Source organism: Aquisalinus flavus, from assembly GCF_014640095.1.
In the GTDB taxonomy this organism is placed as follows: Bacteria; Pseudomonadota; Alphaproteobacteria; order Caulobacterales; family Parvularculaceae; genus Aquisalinus; species Aquisalinus flavus.
On the sequence record NZ_BMGH01000001.1, the window covers coordinates 767,900 to 781,088 of the forward strand.

Consider the following 13,189-nt stretch of genomic DNA (forward strand, 5'->3'; position numbering starts at 1 on the left):
ATGGACAAGCTGGCAATCATCGGCGGGCGGCCGCTCTACGGGAAGCTGCCGATATCCGGAGCCAAGAATTCGGCTCTCAAGGTGATGGTCGCAAGCCTGCTGACGTCTCAGCCGCTGCGCCTGAAGAACGTGCCGGACCTCGCCGATATCCGCCAGCTGACGGCGCTTCTGGAACAACATGGCGTCGGTATCCAGCGCGAAGGCGCGAACCTGAACCTGCATGCCGGCGAGATTACCTCGACGGTTGCGCCCTATGAACTGGTGCGCAAGATGCGGGCGAGCTTCAACGTGCTGGGGCCGATTCTCGCCCGCGAGGGCAAAGCGAAAGTCTCGCTCCCCGGCGGCTGCGCTATTGGCGCACGCCCGGTCGATCTGCACCTGAAAGCCTTCGAGGCCATGGGCGCCGAAATCGAACTCGATGAGGGCTATGTCCTCGCCAGGGCAAGAGGCGGCCTGAAGGGCGCCAAGATCCTGTTCCCCTTCGTCTCTGTCGGGGCAACCGAGCACGCCATGCTGGCCGCGACACTGGCCAAGGGTACGACCATCCTCAATAACGCCGCACGCGAGCCGGAAATCGCCGATCTGGCCAATTGCCTCATCGCCATGGGCGCGCAGATTGCCGGTGCCGGCACGTCCACCATCACCATCGAGGGCGTCGACCGCCTGTCCGGTGCGGAACACACCGTATTGCCCGACCGGATCGAGACCGGTTCCTATGCCATGGCTGTCGGCGTGACGGGCGGGGAACTGACCCTGACCGACACCAATATCGACCTGCTCGGGGCGGCGGCGGAAAGCCTTATCGAGGCGGGGCTCGAGCTGACTGCCCTCGACAATGGCATTCGCGTGACCATGAACCGCAACCGGCTGAAGGCTGTCGATGTCATCACCCAGCCCTTCCCGGGCTTCCCGACGGACCTGCAGGCGCAGTTCATGGCCCTGATGGCGACGGCCGAAGGCACCTCGACCATCAAGGAAACCATCTTCGAAAACCGCTTCATGCATGTGCCGGAGCTCGGGCGCATGGGCGCCGACATCCATATCAACGGCCAGGTCGCGACGGTGAAGGGCAAGGCGAAGCTGAAAGGCGCGCCGGTCATGGCCACGGACCTGCGCGCGTCTATGTCATTGGTTCTGGCTGGCCTTGGCGCGGAGGGGCAAAGCATGGTCTCGCGGCTCTATCACCTCGACCGCGGTTTCGAGCGGCTGGAGGAAAAGCTGCAAAATGTCGGCGCTCTGGTTGAGCGCGTGCCCGATAATGACTAGATAACGCCCCGAGAACAGGACCTGATGACATTGAAGACTTATAAACCCCTGCGCCTGATGGCCGCTGATGGCGAGGATATCGAGATCGTCTCGGCCGTGCTTCAGGATTCTGTGCTGAAAGTCGGCGACATGGCGTATGTGAAGGCCGAGCGCCGTTTCGCGCTCGTCGCGAACCGCTTCGTCTGGGAAGAGGGTGCGACGAAGGAAAACGGCCCGTTCATCCGTGTGCGCACGGGAATTCACTTCGATGATGTCACCGCCGTCAGGGCGCGCAATATCCGTCAGGATGCACCGTCAGCCGTGTTGTCCTTCCTCGCGGCCCGCTTCAACGCAGCCGAGGACGGAGCCGGAGAGATCACGCTGGAGTTTTCAGGTGGCGGCCAGATCCTGCTCGAGGTCGAGAGCATCAATGCTACTCTGAAAGACATTTCAGAACCGTGGCGCACCCGTAACAAGCCGGATCACAAGGTAGACTGATGGCGATGGCACGCAGGCTCAATCAGGGGGATATTGATTTCGAACCGCGGTTCGCCGAATTGCTGACGATCAAACGCGAGTCCTCGGTTGATGTGAACGATCAGGTCGCGCAGATTATTTCCGATGTACGCAAGGATGGCGATGAGGCGTTGTTCATCTACACCAGGCGTTTTGACCGGTTCGACCTCAGCACCGCCAATCTGACCATTGGCAAGGAAGAGGTCGACGCTGCCGTCGAGGCTTGTTCCGAAGAAGATATCAAGGCGCTGGAACTCGCCGCTTCGCGCATTGCTGCCTACCACAGCCGCCAGAAGCCGGAAGATGTGCGATACACAGACGACCAGGGCGTGACGCTTGGCTGGCGCTGGACCGCAGTCGATGCGGCTGGTCTCTACGTGCCGGGCGGGACCGCGAGCTATCCATCCAGTGTCCTGATGAACGCGATCCCCGCCCGCGTTGCCGGGGTGGAGCGTGTCGTCATGGTCGTGCCGACGCCGGACGACAAGATCAATCCGCTGGTGCTGGCCGCAGCACGCCTTGCCGGGATCGACGAGATCTACCGCATCGGCGGGGCGCAGGCGATCGCCGCGCTGGCCTATGGCACCGCTTCCATTGCGCCGGTCGACAAGATCGTCGGCCCGGGCAACGCCTATGTCGCCGTTGCCAAGAAACAGGTCTTCGGTCAGGTCGGCATCGATTCCATCGCCGGTCCGTCGGAGATACTTGTCATCGCCGATTGTGAGAACGATCCGGACTGGATCGCCGCTGACCTGCTGTCGCAGGCAGAGCATGATGTTTCGAGCCAGAGTATTCTGATCACGGACAATGAGGAATTCGCCGACGCCGTCGCCATCACCGTCGAAAAGCAGCTCGGTGCGAGCCCGCGCCAGGATATCGCGGGAGAGGCGTGGCAGAACAATTCCGCCATCATTGTTGTCGACGACTTCACACAAGCCTGCACCCTGTCGAACCGTCTTGCGCCGGAGCATCTGGAGCTGGCCGTCGCCGATCCGGACCGGCTCCTGCCGCATATTCGCCATGCCGGCGCGATTTTCCTTGGCCGGTATGCGCCCGAAGCGATCGGCGATTACCTTGCAGGGCCCGATCACGTGTTACCGACCGCCCGCGCGGCGCGCTACGCCTCCGGTCTTTCCGTGCTCGACTTCATGAAGCGCACCTCGATCATCGGGGCAGGGGAAGAGGCCCTGCGCCGGATCGGCCCGGCCGCCGTGACGCTTGCCAACGCGGAGGGCCTGCATTCCCACGCCCAGTCCGTCGCCTTGCGCCTGAAGCAGAAACCGTAAGATCCTCTGGCGCTACAGCATTGGCTGCTTGCCCGCTGGCGCTGCCTCTTTTATCAAGAGAGCATGGCCAGCGTGAGAGACCGGATTTCCGCATGAGCAATGATGGCGAGAAAACAAGCACGGCCTACCGGCTGGAACGCATCGAGCTGGATGAACGCTCGCTCGCCCCTGCCACGGCCGATATCGAGCATGAGCGCAAGATCGCCGTCTATGACCTGCTGCAGGAAAACAGCTTCCGCCCGGTCGCGGACAATCAGGAACCGGGCTCCGGCCCGTATGCGCTTTACATGTCGGCGAGCGAGGGACGATTGATCTTCGATATCCGCCAGACCGACGAGACGCCTGTCGGCCAGCTCTATCTGTCGATGGCGCCGCTACGGAAGATCATCAAGGACTATTTCCTACTCTGCGACAGCTATTACGATGCGATCCGCAACGCCGCGCCACAGCAGATCGAGACCATCGATATGGCCCGCCGGGCGATGCATAATGAAGGGTCAGAACTGCTGGTCAGCCGCCTTGAAGACAAGGTGAAGGTCGATTTCAACACGGCACGACGGCTGTTCACGCTGCTGTGCAGCTTTTACATGAGAAAATAAGAAATGCCCGGACCAGAAAATGGCCCTGACAGGGACGAAACCGCCGCGGGCATTCTGTTTGCCTGCAACATGAATTCCATCCGGTCGCCCATGGCCGAGGCGATCGCCCGGCATTTGCTCGGCCCGGATGTGCTGATCGATTCCGTCGGCGTCTATGAGGGCGGGCCTGATCCGTTTGTGGAGATGATCCTCGCCGAGGACGGCATTGCCCTCGGTGAGCATGAGGCAAAGACGTTCGAGGAAATCGACCCGTCACGATTCGGCACCGCAATCATGCTGACTGACGAAGCGGTGGAACGGGCGGGCGCGCTCTTTCCGCCGTCATCGGTCGAGTTCTGGCCGATCCCGAATCCGACCGACGAACGCGGCAGCCGCGACCAGCTGATGGCCGCTTACCGCGCCGCGCGCGATGCACTGAAAATGCGGATAATCAGCCGCTTTGGCGCACTCGTCCCTTGATTTTTGAAGTGGCTGCCGCCATTTTCCCACCTCTGTCGCGGGCGAGAGGCCGTCGCGGCTTGCCTGTCTGGCGGGGTTGGCGCCGTCGTAACCGAGGATGAGCATGGCAAAGGAAGAACTTCTGGAATTTTCCGGTACGGTGGAGGAACTCCTCCCCAATGCGACCTTTCGTGTTAAGCTGGAAAATGACCATGAGATCATTGCCCACACGGCCGGCAAGATGCGCAAGAACCGCATCCGCGTCCTGGCCGGCGACAAGGTTCTGGTGGAAATGACCCCCTATGACCTGACCAAGGGTCGCATCACCTATCGCTTCAAATAGGCGGGGCAGGACGATGTCCTCCGCCATGCCGCGGCTCATCCTCGCCAGTCAGTCGCCACGGCGGCGTGACCTCCTGGCGATGATAGGCGTCGTGCCGGACTCGATCGAGCCCGCCAATATCGACGAAACTCCCATGCAAGGCGAACTTCCCGGACCCCATGCCGCCAGGCTGGCGCGGGGCAAGGCCATGGCCGTTTCCGTGACGGCGCCCGAGGCACTGGTGCTCGGCTCCGACACGGTGGTCGGCGTTGGCCGGCGCATTCTGCCGAAGACGGAGGATGCGGCGACGGCGCGGGAGTGCCTTGAACTCATTTCCGGCAGGTCTCATCGCGTTTATACGGGCGTCTGCCTGGCAGGCCCCGAGGGGCGCCTCGCCGAGCGGCTGGTCGAGACGCGGGTAAAGGTGCGCAATCTCTCGGCGCAGGATATCGACGCCTATATCGCCAGCGGCGAATGGGACGGCAAGGCAGGGGGCTATGGCATTCAGGGGGCTTTCGCAGCCCATGTCGTCTCGATCATAGGCTCGCATCCATCGGTCGTCGGCCTGCCGCTTTACGAGACCCTGAACCTCCTGCGCGGCGCCGGATGGAAAGCCGCGTGAACCGCTGTGTACTGATCGACTACGGTCCCGTCGAAACGCGAGCCGCCCTGCAGGAAAACGACGAGATCACCGGCCTGTGGATCGGCCCCGGCTATGCCATGCGCGTACCGGCCATGGCAGGCGAGCGCCTGGCGGCGCGAATCGAGACCATCGACAAAAAGCTTGGCGCTGCCTTTGTCAGCCTCGGCGATGAGCAGGGGTTTCTGCCGCTGCCGGGCAAGCAGTCCGTGCAGGAAGGCGAGGCGCTTATCGTCGATGTGAGTACCCCCGCGCGTGGCGGCAAGCTGGCCAGGGTCAGGCTGTCACCCAATCAGCGCGGACCGGATAGAAGAGGCGATATCCTGACCCACGCACTCGCCATGACAGGCGCAGACGGGGCATACGACATCCTGCTCCATGCGCCTGCCGAAAAATTCGTTGCGGCAAGGAATTCCCTAGGCAGACCAATCGTTCAAGCCGGTCCCGAGATGTTCGAACGGGACGGCGTCGAGGAGGTATTCGAGCAGGCCCTGTCCCGGGTGATCGACCTTCCCGGCGGAGCGCGGCTGACAGTGGAGGAGGCCGAAGCCCTCACGGCGATCGATGTCGATGTTTCGGCTACTGACGGCCAGTCGAAAGCCGGTGCCGTCACCCGCGCCTGCCAGTCGGCGATCCCTGTCATCATCCGTCAGATCGCCTTGCGTTGTATCGGGGGGCAGGTGGTCATTGACTTCCCCGTGACCCGCCGGGACGGCAAGGGGGTTCATCAGGCCCTGCAGGACGCGGCCAGCCTTCAAGGCTGGCGCACTCATCCGCTCAGTGATGCCGGCCTTGTCGCCCTGACCGTGCCCCGGCGGGGCTGGAGCCTGCTAGACCATGTCAGCGAGCCCACTGCGATTGCGCCCGTGCCGGGGCGGCGATGGACGCTGGACCATCTTGCCGCCAGGGCCCTGCGCCTTGCGGGAAGAGCGCTCGAGGGCGACCGCGCGGCGCAGCTGGAGCTTTTGCTGCCGCCAGCGGTCCACGCTCATATCGAGGCGCATGCCGCCTGGCTGCAGCCCCTCTATGACACCTATGGCAATCGCCTTACATTGATCGAAGACGCAGGCAGAGAAAGGGATCGTGCCGATGTCAGACAGACAGGCTGAGCAAAGCTGCGCCATTTGCCGCAAAGCGGTGGACGGGAAATACATGCCGTTCTGTTCGAAACGCTGCGCCGATGTGGATCTGAACCGCTGGCTCTCCGGGTCCTACGCCATTCCGGGCGAGCCGGTGCCGCTCGGCGATGATGACAATGACGAGGACCGGTCATGAAACTGACGACGGCGCTGGAGACATGGGAGCTTAAACGCACCTTCCGGACGTCCCGGCGCAGCTTCGATCACGTCGAGACCGCGATGGTCACTCTGGAAAAAGACGGCGCGAAGGGCAGGGGCGAGTCCGTCGGCGTCAACTATCACGGTGAGACGGCGCGCTCCGTTCAGGGCCAGATAGAACAGTTACGCGACACAATCGAGACCGGCCTGTCCCGCGAGGGGGTGCAGTCCCTGCTGCCTGCAGGCGGTGCCCGCAACGCGCTCGACTGCGCGCTGTGGGACCTCGAATGCAAGAGCAAGGCACAGACCATCTGGGCACTGACGGGTATCGAGCCGTCGCCTGTTACCACGGCCTATACCATCGTCATTGACGAGCCACACCGCATGTACGAGGCGGCCGGCGCCGCGCCGGAAACGCTGCTGAAGATCAAGGTCAGCGCGGCGGGGGCCTTCGACCAGATCACCGCCGTGCGGGAGGCGCGGCCTGACGCGCGTCTGATTGTCGATGGCAATCAGGACTTCACCCTTGAGCAGTTGCAGGCGCTGATCGCCAGGATCGAGACGCTGGGTATCGAGATGATCGAACAGCCCTTGCCGGCTGGCGCGGATGCAGGCCTTTCGGATTACGCCTCGCCGATCCCGCTCTGCGCCGATGAAAGTTTTCATACGCAGGCGGATATTGCCGAGGTCGCTGGCCGCTACCGTTATGCCAGCGTCAAGTTGGAGAAAACCGGTGGGTTGACCAATGCGCTCGCCCTGGTTGGCCAGATGCAGGATGCGGGTCTCGGCGTCATGATCGGGTGCTGGGCGGCGACATCGCTTTCCATGGCGCCGGCCTTCGTGGCGGCACAGGGCGCTGCCTATGCCGATATCGACGGACCGCTCTTGCTGAAATCCGACCGCGCCGATGCGATGGACTACCGCAAAGGGGTTGTCGCGTCGCCGCACCGCCGCCTCTGGGGCTAGATCAACCTGCCTTCAAATGGAATCATTTGAAGGCAGGAAAGTTGATCGCTTCCAAAATGTTAGAGCAGCTCCTCTGCGTTCATCCGGACGCAGGCTGCTCTAGGCGATCAAGCGGCTGCGCCGGCCATTTATAAGATAATATCCAAATTAAACTCAATTTTAATTGTATTGAGCTTAATTCATTGCCCGGTTAATTGGTTGTGCGCGGAATGAAAAAGAAGATTCTGGATATTTTGATCGTCGAAGACGACGATATCGATTTCCTGGCTGTGAAGCGCCACCTCAATTGGTCGGGCAAGTGCGAGTTCCGTCTCACCCGCGCCACATCTGCCGAGGCTGCCCTGACCGCCGCCGGCGAAACCGGATTTGACTGCGCCCTCGTCGACTACACCATCAGTAGCGAGAAGACTTTTGACCTCCTGCACATGTTCGGCGGTCACGGCAGTGCCTTTCCTGTCATTGTCCTCACCGGCCATAAGGTCGGCATGCTCGAAGAAGCTGCCATACAGAAAGGTGCCTTCGATTTCCTTGAAAAGACGGCGCTGACCCAGCAATTGCTGCAACGCACGATCTTCTACGCGATTGAAAACCACAAGGTCATGACCGACTTGCATCTGGCCACCGAAGATGCCCGGACGCGGGCCATGATGAAGCGGCACATCCTGGCACTGGTCAACGACCAGATCGAGCCTGCCCTGAAAGCCATTTTGCAAACCTCAGGCGATGCCGAAAAGGTCAAGGCAATGGCGGAGCGGGGTCTGTCTTTCCTCAAGGTTCTTGCGGGCTATGCGAGATTGCATGACAGCGATCTTCGTCTCAGCCTGGAGTCCTTCGACGGGGCCGCGCTGTTTGGAGCCATGATCGACCGGCTGACATCGCTGGCGCAGCAGCAGGGCGTTACGGTAACCATCAGCCATTCTGGGCTTGATGGGGTCAGCCTTCAGGGCGACCGCGAGAAACTCGGCCAGCTCGTCGAGGCGATTGCCAGCAGGCTCTTGGCCAGCGGCATGGTCGGCAAGCTGTCCCTTGAGGCAACCCGGGCAGACGGTCGGCTGGTGTTTGTCATGGCCGTATCGCCACGGCCCGGTGGCAAGGCGCCCATGCTGGCCGATATCCTCTCCGCCAATCATTTCCGGACGGACGACGGCAAGCATGACTTGTCACTGCTGTCGCTGGCGGCCGCCTACAAATTGCTAGGCCTGATGAAAGCGTCCATGACCCTGCCATCACAGAATATCTGCCAGCTGACCATTCCGGTTACGGTTTCCAGTCAATCCGGCGACAGTCCCGTTCGCATGCTCTTTCCGGCCACGAATCTCTGCCCTTCGCCGAATGCCAGGACCGGGTCGCGCAAGGCCTAGGTCAACCTGCGTTCAAACCAAACCATTTGAACGCAGAAGATTGATCCATTTTCAGTGATGGAGAGCATCTTTATGCGCCGGTCGGGCGCACGATTATCTAGGCACCCAGCTTCCTCGCATGCCAGTCGACATGCTCGGCCATGAAGGTCGAGATGAAGTAATAGCTGTGGTCATAGCCGGGCTGCAGACGGTAAGTCAGCGAAATCTCCGCCTTCTCGCATGCGAGTTCGAGAAGGTCCGGCTTCAGCTGGTCCTTCAGGAACCCGTCAGCATCGCCCTGATCGACGAGAATTTCCCGCATATGCGCGCCATCCTCGATCAGGGCGACCGCATCATATCTTCGCCATCGTGACTGGTCGCCGCCGAGATAGCCGCCAAGGGCCTTCTGGCCCCATTGGCAGCTGAGGGGGGAGGCGATCGGCGCAAAGGCAGACACGCTCTTGAACGTACCCGGATTTTTCAGCGCCAGCGTCAGGGCGCCGTGACCGCCCATGGAATGGCCGGTGATCGACTGGCGCGTCATGTCGGCGGCGAAGTTCTCCGCGATGACTGCCGGCAGCTCCTTCATGATATAGCTTTCCATGCGGAAATGCTCTGCCCACGGCTCTTGCGTCGCATCGAGATAGAAGCCCGCGCCCTGGCCCATGTCATAGGCGTCGTCATCGGCGACATTTTCGCCGCGTGGGCTCGTGTCAGGCGCGACGAAGATGATCCCGTGTTCGGCACAGGCGCGGCGGTACTCGCCCTTTTCCATGACATTGGCATGGGTGCAGGTCAGGCCCGATAGATACCACAGCACCGGCAGCTTGTGCCCATTGCCGGCCTGTGGCGGCAAATAGACCGCAAAGGTCATGTCCGTGCCCGTCTCTTCGGATTTGTGGCGATAAACGCCCTGCGTGCCGCCGAAGGCGGTATTGGTGGAAAGTGTTTCTAAAGCCATCAGTACACCACCACGGAGCGGATCGACTTGCCCTCATGCATCAGGTCGAAGCCCTTGTTGATTTCTTCCAGCGACAGGGTATGGGTGATCATCGGGTCGATTTCGATCTTCTTGTCCATATACCAGTCGACGATTTTCGGCACGTCAGTGCGTCCGCGCGCCCCGCCAAAGGCGGTGCCTTTCCAGACCCGGCCGGTAACCAGCTGGAACGGCCGCGTCGCGATCTCCTTGCCGGCCTCGGCAACGCCGATGACGATCGACTCGCCCCAGCCGCGATGGGCGCTTTCCAGCGCCTGGCGCATGACATTGGTATTGCCGGTGCAATCGAAGGTGAAATCGCCGCCGCCATCGGTCAGCGCAACGAGATGCTGGACGATGTCGCCGTCGATTTTCCTGGGGTTGACGAAATGGGTCATGCCGAAGCGGCGGCCCCATTCCTCCTTGTCGTCATTGATATCGACACCGATGATCTTGTCGGCGCCGACCAGCCTGGCACCCTGGATCACATTGAGGCCGATGCCGCCAAGGCCGAACACGATGACGTTCGACCCCGGCGTGACCTTGGCCGTATTGGTCACCGCGCCAACGCCGGTCGTCACGCCGCAGCCGATATAGCAGGCCTTGTCGAAGGGCGCGTCCTCGCGGATTTTTGCGACCGCGATCTCCGGCAGGACGGTGAAGTTCGAGAAGGTCGAGCAGCCCATATAGTGATAGATCGTCTCGCCCTTGTAGGAGAAGCGCGACGTGCCGTCCGGCATCACACCCTTGCCCTGGGTCGCGCGGATCGACGTGCACAGGTTCGATTTCTGCGACAGGCAGGTCTTGCACTGGCGGCATTCGGGCGTATAGAGCGGGATCACGTGGTCGTCCGGCTTGACGCTGGTCACGCCGGGCCCGACCTCGCGCACGATGCCGGCGCCTTCATGGCCGAGGATGGCGGGGAACAGCCCCTCTGAGTCCAGCCCGTCCAGCGTATAGGCATCGGTGTGGCAGATGCCGGTGGCCATGATCTCGACGAGCACTTCCCCTTCCTTCGGGCCTTCCAGGTCAAGCTCGACGATCTCCAGCGGTTTCTGCGCTTCGAACGCCACGGCAGCACGGGTCTTCATGGCACTTTCCTCCGGGTTGATTGTCCTTGGCACAATGTAAGGCGTTGGCCGGGAAGGCAATGATGGCGGCGCCTGGACGGGGCTTGAAAAAAACTGCTTTCGAGGGGTAAAACGCCATGGACAAGGCTGTAAATCATGGCTTATACACCTCGCTCCGGCGGCAAGACCGCCTCTGGATGACCGCTCCGGCGCAAATCCTGCCCAGGTAGCTCAGTTGGTAGAGCAGCGGATTGAAAATCCGCGTGTCGCTGGTTCGATTCCGGCCCTGGGCACCATTTTAATTTATGATCAGAAAGCGATCCCGATGGTGACCGGTTTTTCCGGCGGGTTTCAGTGCTTTTTGCCTAAAGCAGTGACGGGGCGTTTCATGACGATCCGAGGTCATCAAGGAACTCTGACGCCGGCCGCGTCCCGGTGACCAGCAGCCTTTCGCGTGCCCTCGTGCAGGCAACATAAAGCAGATGGCGTTCGGTATCGTAGATTTCGTCCAGGTCCTTTTCATCCACCGCTTGCTCTATGCGGGACTGAAGCGGCAAGGCTTCCTCGTCGCAGGCCATCACGGCCACCGCCTTGAATTCCAGTCCCTTGGCCAGGTGCATGACACCGATGGCGATCTGGTCGCCGGCGTCGCGCCCGGAGCCGCTCAGGGTTTCCACGTCAAAACCGGCTGCGGCAGCAACGCCTCTAGCGCGCGGGAGGCGGTCCCGGTCGCGAACGAAGAGGCCGATTTCGTGCGTCTCAATACCGTCTTCCAGGCATTGCTTCAGCCACCCGGCAACGGCTTCGGCTTCGTCGCCTTCACTCGCAAATTTCAACACTTGCGGCGACGGACCGTTGAACAGCGATACCGTCCCTCTCCGGCGCGACGTGATGCCGTCGAGATCGCTCAGCGCTTCGGGGAGGAGCCTGTCGGCAGACTGCCGGATCTGGTGGCTGGTTCTGTAGTTGACTGTCAGGGTGGAGGAGCGCCCCTGCACATTCACGCCGAGCTGTTTCCACGAAAAAGGATGCTGGAAGATCTGCTGGCCGAGGTCTCCGGCAAAATACAGCCCGTTGCCATCATCCGGGGCGATGGCTGCAAAGAAGCGCAGTTCCGGCGGGCCCAAATCCTGGGCCTCGTCAATGACGATGGCCGAGTAAGGTTTTTCCTTTTTCTCCGTGTACAGCGCAGTGACCGCCTCGAACAGCATCGCTTCCGTCATCATGCCGCGCTGGATGAGGGTTTGCCGTGTTGCCTCGAAGACCGGCCAGAGGTCCTCGCGCTGCTTCTTGCCGATGCGGCTGCGGCGGCCGGTCCGGCTGACCTCCAGATAGTCTTCCAGCCGGTGCAACTGCCAGCCATCGATCACGTCCCGCCACTCTGTCCAAAGAAAGGCCTCGGAATAGGCTGTAATGCCGTCCGTGTGCCTGGCAAGGATGCGCTTCTGGTCGGCCTCCCTGGCGAGATACGGCTCCCTGCCATGATGGAGGGTATAAAGCGCCGCCGCGGCATCGACGAAGGAGGCGACATGGACGGTCGGGACAATGCGCTTTTCGTCGCCATTCATGATCCCGAGCTTGCGGGTCAGGGCCACCGCCAGCGGCCGCGAGAAGGTCGAGAGCAGCACTTTTCCGCCGGGTTTACCGGAAAGCCATTTGGCGCGGTGGAGGGCGACCACGGTCTTGCCGGTGCCGGCAGACCCGCCGACCCGCGCCGGGCCGGAATAGTCCCGGTAAGCATAGGCATGCTGGGACGGGTGGAGGAAGACCGTCCACTGGTCCCAGGGATAGTTGAGGGCGGCCTCCAGCTCTTCCTTGCCGTCGACAAAGCGGAAGCGGCGCTGGGCGTCCGGGTGCAGCGCCTCGTCTGCTTCCTCCGGCTCGACGGCCAGCGGCTCGGGGGTCTCTCCGATGGCGAGGGACAGGACAGCCTCCTGCGCTTCCTGGGGCAGGTGAGAGGCGAGATCGAGCAGCTGGTCGGTATCGGCCTTGCGCAGGCGCGCCAGCCAGCTGGGCGGCACGCCATATTGCAGCAACGCCTCATCGGTACAATTGGCGAGCGGCAGCACCGGCTGCTGGATCAAATGGTCCGGGATCGTCGCCGGGTCCTGCGCCGGTGGCTGCTCGACCCGCTCCTCGATCTCGACGATCTGCAGGGCCCGGGTCGTGGGGTGGGTCTCGAACACCCGCCGCTCTGCCCAGGCATAGGCCTCGTCGTGATGATCGACGTAACACAGCACCATGCGCTCGCCGGTCTTGTGCACGATCAGCCGGATGTCGCGGCTTGCCCGGACAGACCAGAAATTCTCATCGCGCGACTTGTCGATCCGGTGGAATGACTTGCCCTTGCCGGCCGGGTCCATCTGCAGGTCGAGGGCCGTCAGCTTGGCCGCCTTCCGGGACTGGTTGTCCAGCCTGGCGACGGCTTTGACGAAGGTGTCGGCTATTAAAAAGGTCAAAGACTTAACACCTTGAAAGTACCCCGCTGCGCCACTAACATCACAACCTCAT

Annotated in this window: 14 protein-coding genes and 1 tRNA gene; 12 read left to right on the forward strand and 3 right to left on the reverse strand. The window is 61.9% G+C overall.

Annotation, left to right across the window (positions count from 1 at the left end):
• The 11 genes from murA to IEV88_RS03595 all read left to right on the forward strand — a co-directional run bounded on the left by murA (nucleotide 1) and on the right by IEV88_RS03595 (nucleotide 8,650).
• Nucleotides 1–1,266 (forward strand): UDP-N-acetylglucosamine 1-carboxyvinyltransferase, encoded by a 1,266-nt coding sequence (gene murA / locus IEV88_RS03545; RefSeq protein WP_188159898.1) that lies wholly within the window; start codon nucleotides 1–3, stop codon nucleotides 1,264–1,266.
• A 24-nt stretch (nucleotides 1,267–1,290) separates the two neighbouring features.
• Nucleotides 1,291–1,743 (forward strand): DUF2948 family protein, encoded by a 453-nt coding sequence (locus IEV88_RS03550; protein WP_188159899.1) that lies wholly within the window; start codon nucleotides 1,291–1,293, stop codon nucleotides 1,741–1,743.
• Between the two features lie 5 nt (nucleotides 1,744–1,748).
• Nucleotides 1,749–3,047: a histidinol dehydrogenase gene (gene hisD, locus IEV88_RS03555; protein ID WP_188160531.1), complete on the forward strand. Its 1,299-nt coding sequence runs from the start codon at nucleotides 1,749–1,751 to the stop codon at nucleotides 3,045–3,047.
• A gap of 92 nt (nucleotides 3,048–3,139) precedes the next feature.
• Nucleotides 3,140–3,646 (forward strand): UPF0262 family protein, encoded by a 507-nt coding sequence (locus IEV88_RS03560; protein ID WP_188159900.1) that lies wholly within the window; start codon nucleotides 3,140–3,142, stop codon nucleotides 3,644–3,646.
• 3 nt (nucleotides 3,647–3,649) lie between these two features.
• On the forward strand, nucleotides 3,650–4,105 hold the full coding sequence (locus tag IEV88_RS03565; protein WP_188159901.1) for an arsenate-mycothiol transferase ArsC: 456 nt from the start codon (nucleotides 3,650–3,652) through the stop codon (nucleotides 4,103–4,105).
• A 103-nt stretch (nucleotides 4,106–4,208) separates the two neighbouring features.
• Complete coding sequence (gene infA / locus IEV88_RS03570) at nucleotides 4,209–4,427, forward strand: translation initiation factor IF-1 (protein ID WP_031550659.1); 219 nt, start codon at nucleotides 4,209–4,211, stop codon at nucleotides 4,425–4,427.
• A 25-nt stretch (nucleotides 4,428–4,452) separates the two neighbouring features.
• The gene (locus IEV88_RS03575; protein WP_229731399.1) at nucleotides 4,453–5,028 is read left to right on the forward strand and encodes a Maf family protein; all 576 of its coding nucleotides are present in this window, start codon (nucleotides 4,453–4,455) and stop codon (nucleotides 5,026–5,028) included.
• A complete protein-coding gene (locus tag IEV88_RS03580; RefSeq protein ID WP_188159903.1) occupies nucleotides 5,025–6,155 on the forward strand; it encodes a ribonuclease E/G in 1,131 nt (376 codons plus the stop codon). Before IEV88_RS03575 ends, IEV88_RS03580 begins: the two co-directional genes overlap by 4 nt.
• Nucleotides 6,136–6,321: a DNA gyrase inhibitor YacG gene (locus IEV88_RS03585; RefSeq protein WP_188159904.1), complete on the forward strand. Its 186-nt coding sequence runs from the start codon at nucleotides 6,136–6,138 to the stop codon at nucleotides 6,319–6,321. Before IEV88_RS03580 ends, IEV88_RS03585 begins: the two co-directional genes overlap by 20 nt.
• A complete protein-coding gene (locus tag IEV88_RS03590; protein ID WP_188159905.1) occupies nucleotides 6,318–7,289 on the forward strand; it encodes a dipeptide epimerase in 972 nt (323 codons plus the stop codon). The genes IEV88_RS03585 and IEV88_RS03590 overlap by 4 nt, the downstream gene beginning before the upstream one ends.
• 209 nt (nucleotides 7,290–7,498) lie before the next feature.
• Nucleotides 7,499–8,650, forward strand: a complete 1,152-nt coding sequence (locus IEV88_RS03595) for a response regulator (protein WP_188159906.1) — start codon at nucleotides 7,499–7,501, stop codon at nucleotides 8,648–8,650.
• Between the two features lie 97 nt (nucleotides 8,651–8,747).
• Here IEV88_RS03595 and fghA read toward each other — a convergent pair whose 3' ends face one another.
• Both fghA and IEV88_RS03605 read right to left on the reverse strand, forming a co-directional pair.
• A complete protein-coding gene (gene fghA, locus IEV88_RS03600; protein WP_188159907.1) occupies nucleotides 8,748–9,590 on the reverse strand; it encodes an S-formylglutathione hydrolase in 843 nt (280 codons plus the stop codon).
• A complete protein-coding gene (locus IEV88_RS03605) occupies nucleotides 9,590–10,699 on the reverse strand; it encodes an S-(hydroxymethyl)glutathione dehydrogenase/class III alcohol dehydrogenase (RefSeq protein ID WP_188159908.1) in 1,110 nt (369 codons plus the stop codon). The genes fghA and IEV88_RS03605 overlap by 1 nt, the downstream gene beginning before the upstream one ends.
• Before the next feature lie 199 nt (nucleotides 10,700–10,898).
• Here IEV88_RS03605 and IEV88_RS03610 point away from each other — a divergent pair.
• Nucleotides 10,899–10,974, forward strand: a tRNA-Phe gene (locus tag IEV88_RS03610).
• 90 nt (nucleotides 10,975–11,064) lie between these two features.
• On the opposite strand, the gene IEV88_RS03615 is transcribed toward IEV88_RS03610, so the two are convergent.
• The gene (locus IEV88_RS03615) at nucleotides 11,065–13,137 is read right to left on the reverse strand and encodes a 3'-5' exonuclease (RefSeq protein ID WP_188159909.1); all 2,073 of its coding nucleotides are present in this window, start codon (nucleotides 13,135–13,137) and stop codon (nucleotides 11,065–11,067) included.
• Nucleotides 13,138–13,189: the final 52 nt, after the last annotated feature.